21 protein-coding genes and 2 pseudogenes are annotated in these 19,360 nt (G+C 72.7%); 8 read left to right on the top strand and 15 right to left on the bottom strand.

The features are described 5' to 3' along the window. Positions 1-17 precede the first annotated feature (17 nt). On the top strand, positions 18-1,379 hold the full coding sequence (locus tag IE136_RS08705; protein ID WP_189599989.1) for a M20 metallopeptidase family protein: 1,362 nt from the start codon (positions 18-20) through the stop codon (positions 1,377-1,379). On the opposite strand, the gene IE136_RS08700 is transcribed toward IE136_RS08705, so the two are convergent. Together IE136_RS08700 and IE136_RS08695 are read right to left on the bottom strand one after the other, a co-directional pair. After that, on the bottom strand, positions 1,300-2,205 hold the full coding sequence (locus IE136_RS08700) for a DMT family transporter (protein WP_189599988.1): 906 nt from the start codon (positions 2,203-2,205) through the stop codon (positions 1,300-1,302). The genes IE136_RS08705 and IE136_RS08700 overlap by 80 nt on opposite strands. A gap of 145 nt (positions 2,206-2,350) precedes the next feature. Beyond that, positions 2,351-2,503, bottom strand: a complete 153-nt coding sequence (locus IE136_RS08695; RefSeq protein WP_189599987.1) for a hypothetical protein — start codon at positions 2,501-2,503, stop codon at positions 2,351-2,353. Between the two features lie 76 nt (positions 2,504-2,579). Between IE136_RS08695 and IE136_RS08690 the strand changes: the two genes are divergently transcribed. After that, positions 2,580-2,897, top strand: coding sequence for a cupin domain-containing protein (locus IE136_RS08690; RefSeq protein WP_158992958.1), 318 nt, complete (start codon positions 2,580-2,582; stop codon positions 2,895-2,897). Between the two features lie 239 nt (positions 2,898-3,136). Here IE136_RS08690 and IE136_RS08685 read toward each other — a convergent pair whose 3' ends face one another. Next, positions 3,137-3,667, bottom strand: coding sequence for a tetratricopeptide repeat protein (locus tag IE136_RS08685; RefSeq protein WP_229818721.1), 531 nt, complete (start codon positions 3,665-3,667; stop codon positions 3,137-3,139). A gap of 170 nt (positions 3,668-3,837) precedes the next feature. Between IE136_RS08685 and IE136_RS08680 the strand changes: the two genes are divergently transcribed. Further along, positions 3,838-5,481 carry an extracellular catalytic domain type 2 short-chain-length polyhydroxyalkanoate depolymerase gene (locus tag IE136_RS08680; RefSeq protein ID WP_158992956.1) on the top strand — a complete coding sequence of 548 codons (1,644 nt, stop codon included), beginning with the start codon at positions 3,838-3,840 and terminating at the stop codon, positions 5,479-5,481. Between the two features lie 5 nt (positions 5,482-5,486). On the opposite strand, the gene IE136_RS08675 is transcribed toward IE136_RS08680, so the two are convergent. The 3 genes and pseudogenes from IE136_RS08675 to IE136_RS08665 all read right to left on the bottom strand — a co-directional run. Beyond that, positions 5,487-5,795 carry a CU044_2847 family protein gene (locus tag IE136_RS08675; protein ID WP_158992954.1) on the bottom strand — a complete coding sequence of 103 codons (309 nt, stop codon included), beginning with the start codon at positions 5,793-5,795 and terminating at the stop codon, positions 5,487-5,489. 386 nt (positions 5,796-6,181) lie between these two features. Further along, positions 6,182-6,616 (bottom strand): annotated as a pseudogene (locus tag IE136_RS08670) (SRPBCC domain-containing protein); the annotation flags it as partial. Positions 6,617-6,727: 111 nt separating this feature from the next. Next, positions 6,728-7,219: pseudogene (locus IE136_RS08665) on the bottom strand (TetR/AcrR family transcriptional regulator); the annotation flags it as partial. 175 nt (positions 7,220-7,394) lie between these two features. Here IE136_RS08665 and IE136_RS08660 point away from each other — a divergent pair. The 4 genes from IE136_RS08660 (at position 7,395) to IE136_RS08645 (ending at position 10,828) form a co-directional block, all read left to right on the top strand. Next, the gene (locus IE136_RS08660) at positions 7,395-8,642 is read left to right on the top strand and encodes an FAD-dependent monooxygenase (protein ID WP_189599986.1); all 1,248 of its coding nucleotides are present in this window, start codon (positions 7,395-7,397) and stop codon (positions 8,640-8,642) included. Between the two features lie 44 nt (positions 8,643-8,686). Beyond that, positions 8,687-9,256 carry a PadR family transcriptional regulator gene (locus tag IE136_RS08655; protein WP_158992952.1) on the top strand — a complete coding sequence of 190 codons (570 nt, stop codon included), beginning with the start codon at positions 8,687-8,689 and terminating at the stop codon, positions 9,254-9,256. 89 nt (positions 9,257-9,345) lie between these two features. Then, the gene (locus IE136_RS08650; RefSeq protein WP_189600033.1) at positions 9,346-10,299 is read left to right on the top strand and encodes a LysR family transcriptional regulator; all 954 of its coding nucleotides are present in this window, start codon (positions 9,346-9,348) and stop codon (positions 10,297-10,299) included. Between the two features lie 73 nt (positions 10,300-10,372). After that, positions 10,373-10,828, top strand: coding sequence for a peroxiredoxin (locus IE136_RS08645; RefSeq protein WP_158992950.1), 456 nt, complete (start codon positions 10,373-10,375; stop codon positions 10,826-10,828). Between the two features lie 71 nt (positions 10,829-10,899). On the opposite strand, the gene IE136_RS08640 is transcribed toward IE136_RS08645, so the two are convergent. From IE136_RS08640 to IE136_RS08625, 4 genes are all read right to left on the bottom strand, one after another. Next, a complete protein-coding gene (locus IE136_RS08640; RefSeq protein WP_158992948.1) occupies positions 10,900-11,268 on the bottom strand; it encodes a peptidase inhibitor family I36 protein in 369 nt (122 codons plus the stop codon). Continuing rightward, positions 11,265-11,978, bottom strand: a complete 714-nt coding sequence (locus tag IE136_RS08635; protein WP_189599985.1) for a hypothetical protein — start codon at positions 11,976-11,978, stop codon at positions 11,265-11,267. The genes IE136_RS08640 and IE136_RS08635 overlap by 4 nt, the downstream gene beginning before the upstream one ends. A gap of 425 nt (positions 11,979-12,403) precedes the next feature. Further along, the gene (locus IE136_RS08630) at positions 12,404-13,207 is read right to left on the bottom strand and encodes a polysaccharide deacetylase family protein (protein WP_189599984.1); all 804 of its coding nucleotides are present in this window, start codon (positions 13,205-13,207) and stop codon (positions 12,404-12,406) included. A 208-nt stretch (positions 13,208-13,415) separates the two neighbouring features. Beyond that, positions 13,416-13,793, bottom strand: a complete 378-nt coding sequence (locus IE136_RS08625; RefSeq protein WP_158992944.1) for a hypothetical protein — start codon at positions 13,791-13,793, stop codon at positions 13,416-13,418. 169 nt (positions 13,794-13,962) lie between these two features. Here IE136_RS08625 and IE136_RS08620 point away from each other — a divergent pair, with 169 nt between their 5' ends. Then, the gene (locus tag IE136_RS08620; RefSeq protein WP_229818719.1) at positions 13,963-14,526 is read left to right on the top strand and encodes a DUF6328 family protein; all 564 of its coding nucleotides are present in this window, start codon (positions 13,963-13,965) and stop codon (positions 14,524-14,526) included. Here IE136_RS08620 and IE136_RS08615 read toward each other — a convergent pair. The 5 genes from IE136_RS08615 to IE136_RS08595 all read right to left on the bottom strand — a co-directional run bounded on the left by IE136_RS08615 (position 14,510) and on the right by IE136_RS08595 (position 19,359). Further along, entirely contained in the window at positions 14,510-16,057 is a 1,548-nt protein-coding gene (locus IE136_RS08615; protein WP_189599983.1) for an ATP-dependent DNA ligase, read from the bottom strand. The two genes, IE136_RS08620 and IE136_RS08615, sit on opposite strands and share 17 nt — an antisense overlap. 399 nt (positions 16,058-16,456) lie before the next feature. Next, complete coding sequence (locus IE136_RS08610; protein ID WP_229818718.1) at positions 16,457-17,500, bottom strand: DUF6397 family protein; 1,044 nt, start codon at positions 17,498-17,500, stop codon at positions 16,457-16,459. A 119-nt stretch (positions 17,501-17,619) separates the two neighbouring features. Next, positions 17,620-18,033, bottom strand: coding sequence for a roadblock/LC7 domain-containing protein (locus IE136_RS08605; RefSeq protein WP_189599982.1), 414 nt, complete (start codon positions 18,031-18,033; stop codon positions 17,620-17,622). A 311-nt stretch (positions 18,034-18,344) separates the two neighbouring features. Further along, positions 18,345-18,962, bottom strand: a complete 618-nt coding sequence (locus tag IE136_RS08600; protein WP_158992938.1) for a GTP-binding protein — start codon at positions 18,960-18,962, stop codon at positions 18,345-18,347. Continuing rightward, a complete protein-coding gene (locus tag IE136_RS08595) occupies positions 18,943-19,359 on the bottom strand; it encodes a DUF742 domain-containing protein (RefSeq protein ID WP_158994967.1) in 417 nt (138 codons plus the stop codon). Before IE136_RS08595 ends, IE136_RS08600 begins: the two co-directional genes overlap by 20 nt. Position 19,360 lies beyond the last annotated feature (1 nt).

Below are 19,360 nucleotides of genomic sequence, written 5' to 3'. Positions count from 1 at the left end.
CCGAGAGGACGTGTCCCTTGAGCAGCGCGGGGGTCGATGACGGCGGCGCAGGGGTCCACGAGGAACTGGACCGGCGTGCCGAGGAGGTGGCCGCCCGGGTCGTCGCCTGGCGCCGGCATCTGCACCGGAACCCGGAACTCCCCAACCGCGAGGCGGAGACCGCCCGGTTCGTCGCGGACCATCTGCGCTCCCTGGGCCTCGACGAGGTCCGTACCGGGATCGCCGGACACGGTGTCGTGGGCGTCCTGCGGGGCGGCTCCCCGGGCGGGCGGGTGGCGGCGCTGCGGGCGGACATGGACGCGCTGCCCGTCCAGGACCTGTGCGGCGAGGAGTTCGCATCGGACGTGGTGGACGCCGCCTGCCCCGGGGGGCCGTCCCCCGTCTCGCACGCCTGCGGCCACGACTGCCACACCGCGATGCTCATGGGTGCGGCCACCGTTCTCGCGGGGGTGCGCGAGCGGCTGCCGGGGACGGTGCTGTTCGTCTTCCAGCCCGCCGAGGAGGGCCCGCCGGTCACCGAGCAGGGCGGGGCGCGGGCGATGGTCGAGGCGGGCGCGTTCACCGACCCCGTGCCGACGATGGTCTTCGGGATGCACGTCACGCCCTACCCGAAGGGCTACGTCGGCCTTCGGGTAGGGAACCAGTACGGCGCCTCGACCCTGGTCAAGATCGTGATCACCGGCGAGCAGACGCACGGCTCCACCCCCTGGCAGGGCATCGACCCGATGCCGGCGGCGGGCGCGGTCCTGACCGGCATCGGGCAGCTGTACCGGCAGGTCTCCGCGTTCGACGCGATCACGGTGTCCGTGGGGCACGTGGAGGACGTGGGGCGGTTCAACATCATCGGCCGGACGGTGACTCTGTGGGGCACCGTCCGCTGCGCGGTGGAATCGGACATGCCCGAGGTGCGACGGAGGTTGACGACGCTGGCCGAGCACTCGGCGCAGGCGTACGGCGCCACCGCGTCCGTCGCGTACCTCCAGCCCGTTCCGCCGGTGCACAACAGCGCGGAGTGGGTCGAGGCGGGCCTTCCGACGATCCGCCGGGTGGTGGGCGAGGAGCGGATGGTGGAGACGGGGGCGACGCTCGGCTACGACGACGTCTCGGAGTTCGTGAACCGCTTCGGCGGCCTGTACGTGATGCTCGGCGTCCAGGACGCCTCTCTGGACGCCGACGGCCGCCCGGTGCCACTGCCGCACGGACGCGGTCTGGTCACCAACCACAACCCGCGCTTCTACGCGGACGACGACACGCTGCTCACGGGCGTCCGACTGCACGCCCACATGGCGTACGACCACCTCACGGGCGCGGCGCCGGCCTGTGGAGGCTGGGCGCGGGGCGCTTGCGCAGGGCCCCGAGGTAGACGCCGACCAGGATGAGCGGGGTGCCGATCAGCAGCCATGAGGTGAGGGGTTCGTCGTCGAGCCAGGCCGACAGGACGATGGTGACGACCGGGATGACGACGAAGACGTACGAGGCGCGTGAGGCGTCCCACCGGTGGACGACGAACAGGTAGAGGACGAAGGTCAGGACCGAGCCGCCAACCACGAGATAGGCGAGCGCCCACCAGGTCGCCGCGCGGTCCGGCAGCCGCCAGGTGTCGCCGGCCGCGAGCGAGCCGGCGAACAGCAGGACGGCGGCGGCCGTCATGCCCACCGCGTTCATCGTCACCGCGTGGACCTTCGGCAGCCGTCGTACCGACACGGTGGCCTGCGCGAACGCCAGCATGCTGCCGACGAGCGCCAGGAAGGACGGCAGAGGCACATCGCCCTCGAAGGAGGCCCGTGAGATGACGGCGACACCCGCCGCGGCGAAGACGGTGCCGACGGCCGCCATGAGCCGGAACCGTTCGAGCCGCTGCGCCACCGCGAGCAGCAGAGTGGCCAGCGGGACCAGGGAGAGGACCGTCTGGCCGAGTCCGGCGTGGATGCGGACGAGCGCGTAGTACGCGAGCGCGAACGTCACACCGAAGTTGAGGACGCCGAAGAGGACGGCTCCGGCGAGCGCCCTGCCGCGCGGGAACTCCAGTCTCCGTACGGCCATGACGGCCAGGAGCAGCAGGGAGGCGGCGCCGAAACGCAGGGCCGCGCCCCACAGCGGATCGAGTTCGCGGTTGCTGAATCGGACGCCGACCGCGTTTCCGCCCGCGAGGAGCGCGGTGGCGAGGAACGCGGCGAGCGTCGCGCGGTCTGCGGCTCGCTGCACCGGATCACCGTAGCCGCGGTGCTTCCCGTGCCCGGCCGGGACACACCCGCGCGCCGCCACGGCGCACCTCGGCGTCACACCCCGGCAGCGCTCCTCTGCGGGCGTCTCAGGGCCCGCCTCAGGGGCTCACCTCAGGGGGCTCACCTCAGGGGCGTTCCGTGACGGCCTCGACGAAGGCCCGGATCAGGGCGTTCTCGGCGGCCGTCTGCCAGATCAGCCCGTAGGCTCGACGGCGGCGGTCCTGGCCGCGGCGGGGTTCTCGGTCGCGGCCGCTCTGGTGGTCGCCCGGGCCCGACACGGCGGTCCCGAGTTGCGTCCCGCGTGACAGGCGCGAGGCTGGGACTCACGACCCGCGCACCCCGCAGGGAGAAACGATGCAGGATCTCGCAGCCCTCGCCGACGAGCATCTGGCCAAGGCGCACGCCGACGCGCACGGCCGGAGCGCCCATCTGGTGGTCCACGACGGAGTGCTCCGGCAGAGTGTCATCGCCCTGGTGTCCGGCGCGGCCCTCGACGAGCACAACGCCCCGCCGGCCGCGAGCCTCCAGGTCCTCCGCGGCCGCGTACGTCTGACGGCGGCGGACCGCTCCGAGGACCTGTCGGTGGGCCAGCTCCGCATGATCCCGAAGGAACGCCACGGCCTGACGGCCCTGGACGACGCGGTCGTCCTGCTGACCGCCGTCAACGACTAGGTCGTGTCCGGAAGGTAGCGCCGTCCGCCCGCAGGGCAGGGCCCGCGGCGCCCGGTGCGTGCGATCGCGAGGCGGAGGGTCGCCCTCATACCGGGCGTACTCGGGTGACCCCGGCAACGCGGCGAACGTGCGTACCAGGCGCCGCGGGCCAGACGGGACTTCACGGACACGGCCCAGGGACGGGCTTCGTCCTTCCACGGGTCCGGGTTCGCGGGGTCCAGCAGCGCGGCCGGCGGCGCTCACACGGTCTCGTTCAGGTCCCGCGCGTAGTACTCGATGGCCGGACGGTACCTGCGGACGTCCGGATCGTCGCTCGTGGCCGCGAGCAGGTTCAGGAGCAGGCGGGTGGACTCGTGGTGGTCGCCCGTGTTGAACAGGGCCATCGCGAGAAAGGCGCGCAGCGCCCCGTCGTCGGGGAACTCCTCGGCACCGCGGCGCAGCGTGGCGACGGCCCGCTCGTAGCGGCCGAGGACGCGGTACGTGCTGCCGAGGCCGAGGAGCGCGCCCCGCCTGTCGTCCGTCGACAGGACGGCCGCGCCCGTGCCGTCGAGGGCGCGCTCGTAGAAGGGCACAGCCTCGGCCTCCAGGCCGAGCACGTCGTGCGCCCAGGCGGTCTGGTACGCCACCTCGGCGTCGTCGGGGTACCGTGCGGAGAGTTCCAGCAGGCGGGCCCGCGCCTCCTCCTGACGGCCCTGTTCCCGGAGCCGTATCGCTTCGGCCAGCAGCCCGTCCCGCGCCTCGTCGCTCACATTCATGTCGCTCGCATTCATGGGGTCATCGTCGCAGGCAGCGAGCGACGGCTGCCGTAGCGGGGCTGCCAGATGACGGAGCGCCATATTCCAGGCCGGTCGTTGTGGGGGCCGGGCCCATAGGAGCCGTGCCCGACACCCCTTTAATGTCCCGGCCGAGACCCACCCGATCGAGCCGCCCGGGAGATCCCATGCCCCCACCCCGCCCCGACCGCCCGCGCCGTCCTCGCCTTCGTCGGCGCACGGGCCGGCTGACGGCCCTGCTGCTCCTCGCGGCCACAGCCCTGTTCCCGGGCGCCTCCCCGGCGACGGCCGCCGCCCCCGCTCCCGTACCCGGTGAGCTGCGGCCGTACAACGTCGATGCCGTCTACAGCTCCGGGATATCGTCCGGCGGCTACATGGCCACGCAGCTCCACGTGGCGTACTCCGGTACGTTCAGCGGCTCGGCGGCCTTCGCCTCGGGGCCGTACGACTGCGCCCAGAACACGCTCTCCACCGCGCTCAACGCCTGCATGAACACCACGCAGGACCTTCAGCTCGCGAAGCTGGAGCAGACCACCCGGGACCGGTCGGCGCGGGGACTCGTCGACCCGGTGGCGAACCTCGCGGGCGACCCGGTGTACGTCTTCAGCGGCTCGGGCGACGCGACGGTGAAGCGGCCGGTGGCCGACGCGCTGGCGGACTACTACGGCCGGTTCGGCGCGTCGGTCCGGTACGACCGCTCCTCCGCGGCCGGGCACGCCTGGATCAGCCCGCTCGGGCCCAACTCCTGTGCGGTTACGCAGAGTCCGTGGATCAACAACTGCGGTCTCGACGCCGAGCGTGATCTGCTCGGCCATCTTCTGGGCTCCGTCGCCGCCCCGAGCGCCGCCCCCGGCGGCACGCTCGTGCAGTTCGACCAGAACGCCTACGCACCCGGCGGGGCGGCGGCGATCTCGATGGGCGACAAGGGGTTCGCGTACGTGCCGACGTCCTGCTCCGACGGCGCCCTCTGCACCCTGATGGTCGCCCTGCACGGCTGCAAGCAGGGGTACGGCCACCAGGGCTTCGGGACCCAGTTCGTCGACAAGGCGTATCTCAACGAGTACGCCGACACCAACGACATGATCGTGCTGTACCCACAGGCCGCCGCGACGACCACGCTCGAGAACCCCAACGGATGCTGGAACTGGTGGGGGTACCTCGGCGACTCCGCCTACGCGCACCACGGCGGAAAGCAGATCGAGGCGGTGATGGCCATGGTCCGGGCCCTTCGCGGCTCCACTGCCCCGCCCGCCGGCGACCGGGTCGCCCTGGCGAGCGTGGACGCCCAGGACGGCTACGTGAAGGCGGCGGCCGACGGATCGGGCGCGACGGCCGGCACGCTGGAGGACACCTACGGTCTCGCGCTCGGCCGGGGCACCGACGGCAAGGTGAACCGGGCGCTGCTGTCGTTCGACACGTCGGGGATCCCGGCGGGCAAGGAGGTCACCCGGGCGTATCTGACGGTGAGCCGGAGCGGCGGGTCCGGCGACCCATGGGCCTCGCCGGCGGGCAACCGGCTCCTGGCGGACGTCCGTACCGGCTGTTTCGGGACCTGCGCGGTCGAGGCCTCGGACTGGTCGGCCGCGGCCACGGTGTCGGGCGGGGCTCGGTTCGCCGCCTTCTCCTCGGGCACCGCCACCTCGACGGACCTGTCACCCGAGGCACTGGCGGCCCTCGACCGGCGCGGTACCACCCAGGTGCGGCTGCGCTTCGAGTCCGCCCCGCTGTCCACCGCGTACCTCTTCGTCAACAGGGACACTCCGGTGACGCTGACGGTCGAGTACCGCCAGGCAGTGCCCGTCGAGGAGTGAGCGGCTCAGGCCGAGGGCTTGGTCCACTCCAGCGTCACCCGCAGGTTGGCGCTGCCGCTGCCCTTGACGATGAGCGCGGTCAGTCCGCCCGCGTCCATGCCGAGCTGGCAACCGAACTCGACGGACGCCCGGTCCGGTGCCGCCCGGCGCAGCGCGTCGCTCAGCTGCCCGGCGAAGGAGGCGAGGGCGCTGGTGACGCCGGAGAGGTCGGGGACGTGGTCGCGTACGCCTTCGAGGTCCGACTCGGGGCCGAGCGGTTCCGCCTCCACATAGAGCACGGCGTCCCCGAGCTCGACCCTGGTGACGTCCGGCATGACGGCTCCCTCGCGGTCCGGGTACGGATAGGGGTACGGGTGGTGAGGCAGGCGCCAGTATCACCGAGGGCGTCCGGGGCGGCCGGTCGGCACGCCGCCGGTCACGCCGCCGTGCACAGCGCCGGTCGGGAGCGCCCGTCGCAGGCCGCCCGAGGAGCGGCCGGCGGGCGTCGCGCGCGGGCCAGGGCGCTGCCCCACGGCCCCGCGTCCCGGCTCAGGGCCCAGGGCCGGTGGTGGTGGAGCATCGTGGGGGGGCCGACCCAGGACAGGCCCCCACGACGTGCGGCTCCGTCCGCGCGTCGAGGACGCGTTCGCCGACGCGATGGGCCTCCGGGGCGTCGGACCGCACCGGACGGCTCAGTTCTGAAACGCACCGGCGCCGCGGCTCAGCGCGGCGGATCCGGCAGCTCCTCACCGGTCTCCAGGAGGGACTTGAGGCTGGAGAGCAGGGCCGGCCAGCCCTCGCCGACCAGGCTGCGGACCGTCCCGTCGGGCTCCAGTTCGTCGTGGATGAGGGTGAGCTTGACCATGTCCCCCGCCGGTTCGATCGCGAAGGTCGCCTTCGAGCGGCGTTCCCTCGCGAGCCTGGTGTACACCTCGTCGTCGATGCCGACCGCCTCGGCCCACTCCGGCGTGAAGGTGTGCCAGGTGTACGAGAGGAGCCGGCCGGGGTCGGCCCTGAGGACCACCTGATCGGGGTGCGCGGTCTTCCGGCCGCCCTCGTCCCAGACCATCGGCGAGCCGGCGGCCCACGTCGTCTCGAAGGCCACGCCCCAGTAGCGGCGCGTCCAGGCGGGGTCGGTGAGGGCCTGCCAGAGCTCCTCGGGTGTGGTGCGGATATAGGTGGTGTAGACGAAGGCGTTGCTGTCCATCGGGTTCTGCTCCCTGCTGGCGTGCGGCTGCTGCGTGTCGACGACGCCCGGCCCGGCGGGCCGCAACGCCGCCGCCACCAGACCTTCGACCTCCTCCACGGAGACGTCTCCACCTCGGACCACCCGGTCGAACACGAGACCGTCCACGCACCTGAGCAGCGTGAGCGTGCGCCCCTCCGGGTCCTCGACCCGGAGGGCGGCGAGGAAGCGGCGAACCGCGTCCCGGGCCGGGTTCTCGCGCGCAACCAGGATGTCCCGGAGTTCGGGGTCCCGCACGCTCTCGACGGCGCAGGCGAAGCGGGCGAGGGAACGGCGCCGGCCCTCGCCGGTGAGTCGGGCGGCGACGAGTGCGGCGGTGGCGTGGGCGAGTTCGGCGGCGGAGCGGGGCTCCCCGAGGCGCTCCCCCGCCGCCCGCAGCTCGGCTTGGTCCCGTTCGACCAGACGGCGGACGAGCGCGGTCAGCAGGGCCGAGCGGGTGCGGTAGTACGCGGAGGTGGTGCCGGCCGGGAACCCTGCGGCGGCGTCGACGGCGCGGTGGGTGAGCCCGCGCATTCCGGCGTCGGCGAGGACGCCGATCGCGGCGTCCGCGAGGAGGGTACGGCGCTCGGTGGCGGCGGGGCGTCGATCGGAGGTCACCCCCCTTTTCTACACCTGTAGACACCCCGCGCTAACCTTCTACAACTGTAGAAGAAATGGCGGAGAGACACCGGCGAAGGGCTGGTTCACCATGGGGAGAACCGCTGTCGTCGTAGGCGCCGGCATCGGGGGACTCGCCGCCGCCCTCGGACTGCGGCGTGTCGGCTGGAAGGTGACGGTCCTGGAGCGCGCCCGCGTCCTCGACGACGCGGGCGCCGGGATCTCGCTGGCCGCCAACGGCATCCGCGCCCTCGACGCCCTCGGCGTGGGGACCGAGGCCCGGGTGGCCGCGCGTGGCCAGTACACCGGCGGCACCCGCACCCCGGGCGGCTCCTGGCTGGCCCGTATGGACGGTGCCGCTCTCGAACGCGCCCTCGGTACGCCCATCGTCGGTATCCCCCGCGCCACCCTGCACCGGATCCTGCGTGCCGCCCTCCCTGCCGACTCCCTCACCACCGGCGTCGAGGTGACCGACCTCGACCGCTCGGCACCCGCCCGCGTACGCGTCCACCTCCGCACGCGGGCCGCCGGAGCCTCACCCGCCACCGAGACGCACCTGGACGCCGACCTGGTGGTGGCCGCCGACGGCGTCAACAGCCGCATCCGGACGCTCCTCTTCCCCGACCACCCCGGCCCGGCCCACAGCGGCTCGACCGTCCTGCGAGCCGTCACCCACGGGCCGGTGGAGCTGACCACGGACTTCGAGATCACGTGGGGACGGGGCGCCGAGTTCGGTCACATCGCCTTCGAGGACGGGCGCGCGGAGTGGCACGCCGTCCTCAACTCCCCGCCCGGGATCCGCCACGCCGATCCGCTCGCCGAGGTCCGCAGGCGGTTCCGCGGCTGGCACCAGCCCATCCCCCGGCTGCTCGACGCGACCCGTCCCGAGGCCGTGCTCCACCACGACATCCATGAACTCACCACCCCGCTCCCGTCCTTCGTCTCCGGCCGCGTCGCACTCCTCGGCGACGCCGCCCACGCGATGACCCCCCAGCTGGGCCAGGGTGCCTGTCAGGCCCTGGAGGACGCCGCCGTGCTCGCCGCCGCCCTGGCGCGGCACGGCCGGTCCGTCGAGGAGACCACCACGCACACGGACGTCCGAGCGGCGTTGGCCGCGTACGACACCGAACGCCGCCCGCGTACCCGGGCCGTCACGGTCGCCGCCCGCCGCGCCGGGCGCATGGGGCAGCAGCTCAGCCACCCGGCGGCCGTGGCCCTGCGCAACGCGGCGCTTCGTCTGGCGCCCTCGGGTGCGGCGGTACGCATGATCCTGCGGCACGCGGACTGGACGCCGCCGTCCCCGCCTCTGCCCTCTGTCCGAGGCGGGGAGAAGCGTTGAACAGATGCGGAGGGGCCTGTTCGACGAACTGCTAGCGTGTCCGGATGTCGCTCAAGCACGCCGTTCTCGCAGCTCTCCTGGAGGGCGAGGCCTCCGGATACGACCTGGCCAAGATCTTCGACGTGTCCGTGGCCAACTTCTGGGCCGCGACACCGCAGCAGCTCTACCGGGAGCTGGAGCGGCTTTCGGAGGCCGGCCTCATCGCCGCCCGCGTCGTGCAGCAGGAGCGGCGGCCCAACAAGCGGATGTTCTCACTCACCGACGCGGGCCGGCGGGATCTCGTGACGTACACCTCCCAGCCGCCGCGACCGACCGCCATCCGTGACGACTTGATGGTCCAGGTGCAGGCCTGCGACGCGGGCGACACCGACGCGGTCCGCGGCTTTGTGCAGGAGCGGATGGAGTGGTCACGGGGCAAGCGCGCGCGGTACGAAAGGCTGCGGGAATGGATGCTCGATGGCCGTGACGAGGAGACGTACCTGCGGGAGGCGGAGCGGGTCGGCCCGTACCTCACGCTGATGCGCGGCCTGTCCCTGGAGGAGGAGAACCTGCGCTGGGGCGAGCGGGTCCTGACGATCCTGGACCAGCGCCGGGCCGTGCGTCAGCAGGCCTGAGGCGCTCACACGTGTGTCACAGGGCGCCCCGCCCGGGGGCGCCGCCGGAGCGGCCACCGCCACCGGACGCCCCGTCCATGCGCACACCTATGCTTGGGGGCGTGACGGACAGAGGAACCGATGGGCCGGGGGTGGTACCGCGCGGGCCGCTCGACCTGTCGCTGCTGCGCACCTTTCTCGCCGTGCACCGCACCGGATCCTTCACCGCCGCCGCCCGGCTGCTGAACCTCTCCCAGCCGACCGTCACGACACAGATCCGCTCCCTCGAACGCCGCCTCGACCGCGAACTGTTCGAGCGCCTGCCGCGCGGGGTGGCACCGACGCCGTACGCGGACGATCTGGCGGCCCAGGTGGCGGCGCCCCTCGACGCACTCGCCGCCGTCACCGACCGCGGCCCGGGAACGGCGTCGGCGGCCCAGCCCGTCCATCTCGCGGGCCCCGCGGAGTTCTTGTGCGTGAGCGCCCTTCCCGCGCTCGCGCCGCTGGTAGAGGAGGGCGTACGGCTCCAGGTGCGGCCGGGTCTCACCGACGAGCTCCTCGACGGGCTGCGCGCGGGGCACCACGATCTGGTGATCTCCACGGTCCGCCCGCGTGGGCGGACGCTGACGGCGGTGCCGTTGACGGACGAGGAGTTCGTTCTGGTCGCCTCGCCGGAGTGGGCGCGGCGGATCGACCCGCGGAACGTCGCCGAGGACGGGCCCGCGGCGCTGCGCGGCGTCCCGATGGTGATGTACGCGGAGGATCTTCCGATCGCCCGCCGCTACTGGCGCCACGTCTTCGGCCGGCGGCTCACGGGCGAGGCCGCCGTCACCGTGCCCGACCTGCGGGGCGTCGTCGCGACGGTCGTGGCCGGTGCCGGGTTCAGTGTGCTGCCGCATTACCTGTGCCGGGCGGAACTCGACGCGGGCCGGCTCGTGCCGCTGCTGGAACCGGACGACCCTCCGATCAACACGTCGTATCTCGCCCAGCGTCCCGGCACCCCGGAGAACCCGCACGTGGGGCTCGTACGGGACCGGCTGCTGGCCGCCGCTCGCCTCTGGTGACACAGACGCTACTCCCGGGTAACGTCATCGCTCGGCGACCGGAGAGGCCGGTCGCGGACAAGGGGCGGGCCGGATGAACGTCGGTGACATCGTCGAGGACTTCACTCTCCCGGACGAGACGGGGACGCCCCGCTCGCTGACCGGTCTGCTGGAGGAGGGGCCGGTGGTCCTCTTCTTCTACCCGGCCGCCCTCACTCCGGGTTGCACCGCGGAAGCCTGCCACTTCCGTGACCTCGCGGGCGAGTTCCGGGCGGCGGGCGGGCGCCCGGTCGGCATCAGCTCCGATGTCGTCGCGCGTCAGCAGGAGTTCGCCGACCGTCATTCGCTGGGATATCCGCTGCTCTCCGACCCCGAGGGTGCGATCCGTGACCGGTTCGGGGTGACCCGTGGGTTCTCGCTCGCGCCGACGAAGCGGGTCACCTTCGTGATCGACACCGACCGCCGTGTCCTGGAGGTCGTCCGCAGCGAGCTGCGGATGAGCGTGCACGCCGACCGTGCGCTGGCCGCGCTGCTCGCGCGCCGGGTCTGAACCGCCGATCCGGCCGGACGGAAGGGGGGCTCCCGCACCCTCGCGGTGCGGGAGCGTTTCGACGGGCCGGATCAGCAGCCCATCGCCCAGGTGTGGGAATCGCCGCGGTCGTTGGCGGCGCCGTTGTAGCCGACCTCCTGGCCGGGGGCGAGGCAGATGGTCATGGCACCCCCCTGCCAGGCGCTTTCGTAGACGCGGACATGGTCCTTGACCCCCGGCCCCGAGATCCCGTGATTGGCCCAGGAGGAGTCGGTGTCGGCGATCCAGCCCTCCCACCAGCCGTCGTCGCCGCTCCAGTTGGCGCGCTGGCCACCGAAGTCGGCTTCCTGCCACGTGCAGAAGTGACCGCTGGGACAGTCGGCGGCCACGGCCGGAGTGGTCAGGGCGAGGCCGCCGGTGAGGGCGAGCACTGCCGCGGCGGCGGTGAGGATGCGCTTCATGAGGCGTCGTTGCCTTTCTGCTCGGTGGTGCCTGCGGACAGTTCGGCTGCCCGCCGCAGCGCGCGGGTGCGCAGCTGCCGGTAGGTGGCGAGCTGGTCGCCGCGCAGGGCGCGTACCTCCGCCAGCTCGACGGGTTCCAGCCGGGCCCGTACGTCGGCGAGGCCGCTCTCCCGCTCGCACCGGGCGGCGACGGCGGGGCCGGGGCGTTCGGGGCGCGGGCGGCCGGGCGGGGCGGCGCACCGGGTCCATCGGTCCAGCGCGGCGCGGTGGGCGGGGTCGTCCTTCATGCGCGCCTGGGCCTCGGCCCGCAGGTTGTCGACGGTCACCTGGGCACGGAACCAGCGCGTCTGGTCGCCGTAGAGGTTCTGCCGGGCGGCGGCGACACAGCCGTCGGTGTGGGCGGTGACGGTGTGGCCGGTGGCCAGGGTCAGCGAGAGCTCGCGGGGGCCGGTGCCGAAGAGGGCCGCCTGGAGTCGGCGGTCTTCGGCGGGGGCGGGCGGTCGCGCGGGGGCGGTGTCGGGGAGGGTGAGGTCCCGCGCCGCGAGGCAGCGCACGACGAGGGTGCGCTCGGCGGTCCCGAGGAGCTCGTCCTGCGCCTGAGGCGAGGACGGCACGGTCGAGCGGGCGGGGACGGTCGCGCAGCCCGTCAGCACGAGGGCGGCGGCAGCGGTCGCGAGCGGCCGACGGGTACGCCTGGTGACGGAAAGCATGGTCCCCCTCGCGAAGCGCCTGGTCAGCGGGGCCGCACGCACTCGCCACGTGGCACTCGCGTCACTATGCGTCACGGCCCGTGACGACACTGCCCGGCCGGGGGCCGGCCATGCGGGGGGTCACTCGAACGGGTCGAACGCGCCGGAGTGTGCGCCTCTCGGGAGCAGCCCACGCCCGAGAGCGGGGGGAGCGCCGGGGCGCCGGGATCATCCGGAGACGAAGCAGCCCCGGTTGGACGGGGGATTCCAACCGGGGCCGATCGCTGCGACACGCGAAGAGCGGTCACCTCAAGGGGGGACTCGGGGACCGGGCCCCTTCGCAGTCACATATGCATGAACGATAAACCTTCACAGCGTGTTCCGAAGACTCGAACATGCCCGATGTGAGTCACCTCACCCCGTTTTCGACGGTCCGGCGTCTCACTTCACGGACGGTAGACGCTTCCTGGCTCTGCGCTGCCCGGCGCGAGGAGCTGCGGGACCGTCACGAACGTGAAGCCGCGCCGCTTCAGCTCGTCGATGATTCCGGGTACCGCCGGCACCGTTCCGTCGTATATGTCGTGCAGGAGGATGATTCCGTCTCCCTTCGCGCCGTCTAGTACGCGCTGCCGTATCAGCGCCGAATCGGTCGTGGAGTAGTCCTTCGCCGTGACGCTCCACAGGATCTGCGCGAGCCCGAGTTCGCGGCTCACCTCGGAGACCGTGTCGTCGGTGCGGCCCTGCGGGGGCCGCATGAGGGTGGGCCTGCGCCCGGTGATCCTCTCTATCGCGTCCTGGGTGCGGGACAGCTCCTCGCGCACGCCACCGGCCTCCAGGTCGGTGAGTATGCGGTGGGTCCAGGTGTGATTGGCGACCTCATGGCCTTCGTCCGCGATGCGCTTGACGACCTCGGGATAGCGGTCGACGTGCTTCCTGCCGAGCAGGAAGAAGGTGGCGGGAACCTGCTTCTCCTTGAGGATGTCGAGGAGACGGGGCGTGTCCTCGCCCGGGCCCGCGTCGAAGGTCAGCGCGATGCACTTCGCCGTGGCGCAGTCGACCGGCCCGGACGCGCCGGCCTTACCGCCCTTGGCAGCCTCGCCGCCCTTGCCGTCGGCAGCGGCGGCCTTGCTCCTTGCCTCGCCGGGAGTGACCCTGTCGACCCCGCAGCCACTGACGGCGAGGACCAGTGACGCCGCCGCCAGAAGGGCGACGACCGGCCCCCGGCTCTTTGTCGGCTTGGCTCGGAACATGCTGCGACCCGCTTTCCCCGTCAATGGCTTGGACGGCCACGCCCCTGGTCAGGGCGGTACGTGGCATGTCCAGCACGCTACACACGGTGTATACACGCCGTGCATAGGGGGTGGGTCACCGATGGTTCACGCCGCGGGGGTGCACGTAAGCTCCGGACGGCGCCAGTCCGCTCCGTCCGGGGTGGCGTGCCGACGAGCCGCCGACGGCTCAGCGAGCGGCGAGCAGCAGTCGCGCCTCGGTCTCCTGGTCGCCGGAGACGGACTGCAACGACTGGATGTCAAAGCTGGTGGCGAGCGTCTTCTCGACCTCGTCGACCGCGTGGTACCCGCCGGTCAGCACCGCTCCCACCATGCCGGTGAGCGGTACAGGGCGTACCTCCTCATGGGGGCCCGCGGCCGTGTCGAAGGTGGCCGTCCAGACGTTGACGCCGGGGGCCGAGGCCGTCTGCGCGCCCGGGGCCTTCATGTCCTCGAGCTCGTAGACGTGGTCGAGGACGTCGAAGACGGCCTGGGCGTCCTCCCGGGAGCAGTCGCTCAGCTGCACGCAGACGTCGGTGTCGATGTGCATGTCGTACACGTCGCTCATCTCCTCGCGGCGGACCCGTGGGCCGGTCGCCCTGCCACGCTTCCAGCATCCCTCGCGCACGGGCTTCCCGCGAGGCCCACCCTCGTTCGCGCGCACCGAGCCGGCCTCCGCACGGTTGAAGGCCCGGTGACCGGTTACTCGCCACCAGGGGTCACGAACGGGAGGTTCCGTGCCCACCACGCCACGACAGGTCACGCCGGACGGTGACGGTCTGATCCTCGGACGTCACGAGACGCCGGAGGAGCGCGCGGACCGGCGCTGGGGCGAGTTGATGCAGGAGATCAGGGTCGCCCAGACGGGCGTGCAGATTCTGTTCGGTTTCCTGCTCACGGTCGTCTTCACACCCCGCTTCCCCGAGCTCCCGGCGGCCGACCGGACGATCTACGTCATCACCGTGTCGCTGGGCGCGGCGGCGACGGGCGCCCTGATCGGACCGGTCTCCTTCCACCGGTTGGTGGCGGGGCGGCGCATCAAACCGCAGGCGGTCGAGTGGGCCTCCCGGCTGACGTTCCTCGGGCTGCTCCTGCTCCTGGCGACCCTGGCCTCCGCCCTGCTCCTGGTCCTGCGCGTGGCGACCCAGAACGCGTACGTGCCGTGGCTCGTCACCGGGCTTGTGACCTGGTACCTGCTCTGCTGGTTCGTGCTTCCGCTCTGGGTGCGCGGGCGCTACACCAACGGTGCGGGCGACTCGCCGGGGGAGGCCAAGGGGGCGCGACTCACGGGCCGCCGGTGACCCGCTCCACGGTGTCCGCCTCGGCGGCCGGCTTGTCGGGCCGGTGGCGGACGACACGGGCGAAGCGCAGGGTGACCCCGGCCGGGTAGCGGGTGGAACGCTGGAGCCCGTCGTACGCGATCTCGACGACCAACTCGGGCCGTACACGTACGGTGAACCCGTCGTCGGTCTCGGCGAGTTCACGCAGCTTCTCCGTCTGCCAGCCGAGCATCTCGTCGGTGAGGCCCTTGAAGGTCTTGCCCAGCATCACGAACGTGCCGTCGGCGGCGCGCGCGCCGAGGTGGAGGTTGGAGAGCAGACCGGTGCGCCGGCCGTGGCCCCACTCGGCGGCCAGTACCACGAGGTCGAGGGTGTGAACGGGCTTCACCTTCAGCCACGTACGCCCGCGCCGGCCTGCCACGTAGGACGCCTCGAGCGCCTTGACCAGGACTCCTTCGTGGCCGCGGGCCAGTGTGTCGGTGAAGAACCGCTCGGCCGCCTCGATCTGCGCGGCCGAGCCGGGATCGTCGATGACGCACCGCCGCACCCGCGAGGCCTCGGGTACCAGGCGGGCCAGGGCCGCGTGACGCTCCTGGCCCGGGTGGTCGATGAGGACCTCGCCGTCCACCGCGAGAACGTCGAAGAAGACCGGTGAGACGGGGGTCGCGGCGCTGGCGGTCACGACGTCGACGCGGGATCCAACCCGGGAGGCGATGTCCTGGAAGGGAATCGGTCGCCCCGTTGCCGGGTCGAGCGCGATGACCTCCCCGTCCAGGATGAACAGGTCACCGCTCAGCTCTCCGGCGTGGGCGACCACTTCGGGCAGCCGGCTGGTGATGTCGTCGAGGGAGCGGGTGAAGACCCGGACCTCGTCACCTCGGCGGTGCACCTGTACACGGATGCCGTCCAGCTTCTCCTCGACAACGCACGGGCCGAGGCTCGCGACGGCCTCGGTGACCGAGCCGGCGGTATGGGCCAGCATCGGCTGGACGGGACTGCCCACCCTCAGGGCGAAGGTCTCCAGCGCGGCGGGACCGTCGGCGAGCACGGCCCGGGCGACGCGCGGCAGGGATCCTTCGAGCATCACCGCCCGGCGAAGCTGGTCGGACGGAACCGTGGCGGCCCGTGCGACGCCCTCGAGCGCGATGGCGTCGAGAGCCCCCTGGCGAACCTCCCCGGAGAGCAGCCGGATCAGGAACTCCTGCTCCGGCAGGGTGGCGGCGGCGATCAGGTCATGGACGAGCCGGACCCGCTCGGCCTGCGAACCGGCGCCCGTGAGGGCGGCGAGCGCGGTCATGGCCTCATCGGTGCCGGCGAGGGTGAGGGTCGGCTGCTCGGCCGGCGTGACGGCGGGCGGGATCACGTGCTTGAGCACACTCCACCCGACCCCGATGCGTCCCTGCGGGAGCCGGCCGGAGAGATAGGCGATGACGAGCGGACTCTCCTCGGGCGCGGCCTCCCCGAACAACTCGGCGAGCAGGCCGATCTTCCGCGAGCGTGCGGAGGTGGCGGCGACCTGATGGGAGACGTCCGCGAGCCGTGCCAGAAGCATGCGCCCATCCTGCCTTGCGCGCCACGTTGCCCGCACGTCGACCGCCGACCGACACCCGGGGGCCCCGTGGCCCGGACGTCGAGCATCGGACGCCGGACGCCGGAGGTCGGACGTGGGACGTGGGACGTGGGACGTGGGAGCGGACGTGGGCGCGGTCGCCCGTCCCTTGACGCCCGCCGGGCCGGCCGGCCCGGAAGCGGGCGTATGGCCGCCGGTCCCGGCCCGGGGCGGTAGGGACCGAGCAGATCCGTATCGGGCGTGCGGCTGACCAGGGACAAGTGGTCCAGACCCGGCCGGTCCACCCCTCCCACCCCCGGGCGGTTCGGACCCGGCTGGGCCGGGGGCTGGGTGGTGCCGGACGCCCGTGGGGTATTCCGCGGCCCCCACGAGCTGATGGCACTACCGCGTCGACTCGGCCTGGTGTAGCGGCGCGTTTCCGAGCCCCTCCACACCGGCCGTGTCGCCGGTCGCTTCCGTGTCGGGTCGCCTGCGGCGGCGGAGTCGGTCGAGCAGGCCGGGGCGGGTGCCACCGGTGGGTGGGCGGGAGAAGGCCGGTGGGCGGGGCGGGCGAGTGGGGCCGACCGCCCGCCCCCGCCCCGCTCCGCCAGTGGGCCACGGGGCCTGGTGTTCCTTGCGTGCCTCGTCCAGTGCCAGCGCCAGGCTCATCCGGTGCCACAGGATCTCGTCCGGGTCGTCCGCCAGCATCAGCCGGTCCGCGATCTCTCGGGCGGTCCCCGACTCCGGCATCCCGGACGGCGGTTGCGGACGCAGCCGGTCGAGATGGGCCCGTTCGTGCGGATCGTCCACGACCTCGGCCAACTGGAGCGGGCCGAGGAGCGAGGCGATCGCCGCCGCCCGCGCCCACCGGTCCTCCGTCGCCCGCAGCAGCAGCCCGAGCCGTCTGGCCCGCCAGTTCCGCGGCCGCCGGTCCTCTCCCGCGTCGATCCGGTCGCGGACCTCCTGGGGAAGCCGTCCGCTCAGCAGTCTCTGATGTGTCAGAGCGAACTCACCGAGCTCTCCGGCGAGATAGAGCCACACCACCGCGCGGTAGCGGTTCAGATGGAACCGCACCGGGCTGAAGTGACCCGTCCTGGCCAGCTTGGTGAAGCGGTCCGGGGTGATCGAAAGCAGGTCGGCCGCCTCCGTCGTACCGACCGTGCGGACCCGCTCTCGCAGCCCCTCGGGGAAGTCCGAGGCGGCTCTGAGCCGGTCGACCTCCGCCCGCTCCACTCTGCGTCGCCCACCACCCGGCGGTCCTGAGACTCCCTGCGGCCCGGAGACCCCTGTCCCACCGGTAGGCGATGCCACCGGCACGGGCGCCCCGGCCGGCACCGTACGGATCAGCCCCATCTGCACCGCCAGCTGGAACTCGTCCCGCCGCAGTGCCAGTTCCTGCGCCGCGCGCGTCAACGCCAGCGTGCGCGCGCCTTCCTCCACCGTCATGACGGCCTCCCCCGTGAGTGACGAATACTCCCGGTGACGACCGTAACGGGCAGCGACGCCCTCCTGCTCGACCTGTGGACAACCCCGGCCGGTGGACCTCCGATGCCCTGTGGACAACCTCAGAGTTCGGCGAGGCCGGCCCGGCCCGGCTGACGCGCCGCCACTCCGAGGTGCTCACCGACGCGGTTCACCAGCAGGGTCATCTCGTAGGCCACCTGACCGACATCCGCCTCGGCGGCGCTCAGCACACACAGGCAGCTGCCCTCGCCCGCCGCCGTCACGAAGAGAAGGGCGTCGTCGAACTCGACCATCGTCTGCCGGGCACGACCCGCCTGGAAGTGCCGGCCCGAGCCTCGGGCCAGGCTGTGCAGGCCGGAGGAGACGGCGGCCAGGTGCTCGGCGTCCTCCCGCACCAGGCCGCTGCTCGCGCCCGTCACCAGACCGTCGTTGGACAGCACCAACGCGTGCCGGATGTACTCGACGCGCTGGGTCAAGTCGTCCAGAAGCCAGTCCAGTCCCTTGTCCAGTGCCATGCCCGGTCCTCCCCCTGTTTGTTGCGTCCCCGTCGACCCGAAGTCCCCGTGGTCCGCGTGTCGTCCGCCAGCCTTACGCAGTGTCGTGGACAGGGCAAGCACTCATGGGTGCCTCGCGTGCCGCGGCATGGGCCCAAGACAAACCCTCCCGGGCCGCGCCGAAATCAGCGGCGACCCGATCGAGCTGTGCCACTGGGCCGTCCGGCTCGGCGCCCGCTCCGCCCGCCGTGGAACCCGCTCGGCGTCCCGCGCGCACCGCACCGCACCATGCACGGGACGCCGGTACGCCGACGAAACGCCGGCCGCCCGCCTCAGCCGACGGAGTCCAGCAGCCGGGCGGTGTGCATGCGTCCCGCGTACTCGACGAGACGGATCAGGACCTCCTTGCCCGAGTCCCGGTCCCGCGCGTCGCACAGCACCACCGGTGTGCCACGGTCCAGATCCAGCGCGCGCGAGACCTCGTGCGCGCCGTAGTTCCGGGCACCGGCGAAGCAGTTGACGGCGACGACGAAGGGGATCTTGCGGTGCTCGAAGTAGTCCACCGCCGGGAAACAGTCCTCCAGCCGCCGCGTGTCGGCCAGGACGACGGCCCCCAGTGCCCCCTGGGACAGCTCGTCCCAGAGGAACCAGAAACGGTCCTGCCCCGGCGTGCCGAAGAGGTACAGGGAGAGTCCGGAGCGGATCGTGATGCGGCCGAAGTCCATCGCCACGGTCGTCGTGGTCTTCTGGGCGACGCCTCCGGTGTCGTCCACCGCCTCCCCGGCCCTGCTGAGCCGTTCTTCCGTGCGCAGCGGACGGATCTCGCTGACCGCGCCCACCAGGGTGGTCTTGCCGACGCCGAAACCGCCGGCGACCAGGATCTTCAGGGCGAGGGCCGTGGCGTCCACGCCGCCGCCCGCACCGGTGTTCTCAGAGCGCTCGTAGGCCATCGATGACTTCCCTCAGGATCCGTTCGTCGGGCAGTTGTGCGGGCGGGACGGGCCGGCTGACCTTGACGAAGCCCGCTTCGAGGAGATCGCCGAGGAGGACGCGGACGACGCCGACGGGCAGGTCGGCGTCGGCGGCGAGCTCCGCCACCGACTGGGTCTCGGCCCGGCACAGCGTGAGCAGGGCCCGGTGTTCCGGGCCGAGGAGCGACTCCTCGGCCGGGCCGGGCGGGTCGTCTTCGACGACGACGAGTGCGATGAGGTCGAACCGCACATTGCTGGGGCCCGGCTTGGTGCGGCCGCCCGTCATGGCGTACGGCCGGACGAGCGGCCCGGCATCGGCGTCGTACCACTGACTGCCCGGCACGGCCCGGCCGTCGCCGGTGCCGTCCTCGTTCATG

The organism is Streptomyces lateritius (genome assembly GCF_014649715.1).
In the GTDB taxonomy this organism is placed as follows: domain Bacteria; phylum Actinomycetota; class Actinomycetes; order Streptomycetales; family Streptomycetaceae; genus Streptomyces; species Streptomyces lateritius.
The sequence above is the reverse complement of the archived record's forward strand: the minus strand, read 5'-3'. Positions and strand labels throughout refer to the sequence as shown.

Coding starts and splice junctions, on each gene's coding strand:
- IE136_RS08690 (WP_158992958.1), top strand. CDS start 2,580: ATGCAGGATCTCGCAGCCCTCGCCGACGAGCATCTGGCCAAGGCGCAC.
- IE136_RS08685 (WP_229818721.1), bottom strand. CDS start 3,667: ATGAATGCGAGCGACATGAATGTGAGCGACGAGGCGCGGGACGGGCTG.
- IE136_RS08680 (WP_158992956.1), top strand. CDS start 3,838: ATGCCCCCACCCCGCCCCGACCGCCCGCGCCGTCCTCGCCTTCGTCGG.
- IE136_RS08675 (WP_158992954.1), bottom strand. CDS start 5,795: ATGCCGGACGTCACCAGGGTCGAGCTCGGGGACGCCGTGCTCTATGTG.
- IE136_RS08660 (WP_189599986.1), top strand. CDS start 7,395: ATGGGGAGAACCGCTGTCGTCGTAGGCGCCGGCATCGGGGGACTCGCC.
- IE136_RS08655 (WP_158992952.1), top strand. CDS start 8,687: ATGTCGCTCAAGCACGCCGTTCTCGCAGCTCTCCTGGAGGGCGAGGCC.
- IE136_RS08650 (WP_189600033.1), top strand. CDS start 9,346: ATGCTTGGGGGCGTGACGGACAGAGGAACCGATGGGCCGGGGGTGGTA.
- IE136_RS08645 (WP_158992950.1), top strand. CDS start 10,373: ATGAACGTCGGTGACATCGTCGAGGACTTCACTCTCCCGGACGAGACG.
- IE136_RS08640 (WP_158992948.1), bottom strand. CDS start 11,268: ATGAAGCGCATCCTCACCGCCGCCGCGGCAGTGCTCGCCCTCACCGGC.
- IE136_RS08635 (WP_189599985.1), bottom strand. CDS start 11,978: ATGCTTTCCGTCACCAGGCGTACCCGTCGGCCGCTCGCGACCGCTGCC.
- IE136_RS08630 (WP_189599984.1), bottom strand. CDS start 13,207: ATGTTCCGAGCCAAGCCGACAAAGAGCCGGGGGCCGGTCGTCGCCCTT.
- IE136_RS08625 (WP_158992944.1), bottom strand. CDS start 13,793: ATGAGCGACGTGTACGACATGCACATCGACACCGACGTCTGCGTGCAG.
- IE136_RS08615 (WP_189599983.1), bottom strand. CDS start 16,057: ATGCTTCTGGCACGGCTCGCGGACGTCTCCCATCAGGTCGCCGCCACC.
- IE136_RS08610 (WP_229818718.1), bottom strand. CDS start 17,500: ATGACGGTGGAGGAAGGCGCGCGCACGCTGGCGTTGACGCGCGCGGCG.
- IE136_RS08605 (WP_189599982.1), bottom strand. CDS start 18,033: ATGGCACTGGACAAGGGACTGGACTGGCTTCTGGACGACTTGACCCAG.
- IE136_RS08600 (WP_158992938.1), bottom strand. CDS start 18,962: ATGGCCTACGAGCGCTCTGAGAACACCGGTGCGGGCGGCGGCGTGGAC.
- IE136_RS08595 (WP_158994967.1), bottom strand. CDS start 19,359: ATGAACGAGGACGGCACCGGCGACGGCCGGGCCGTGCCGGGCAGTCAG.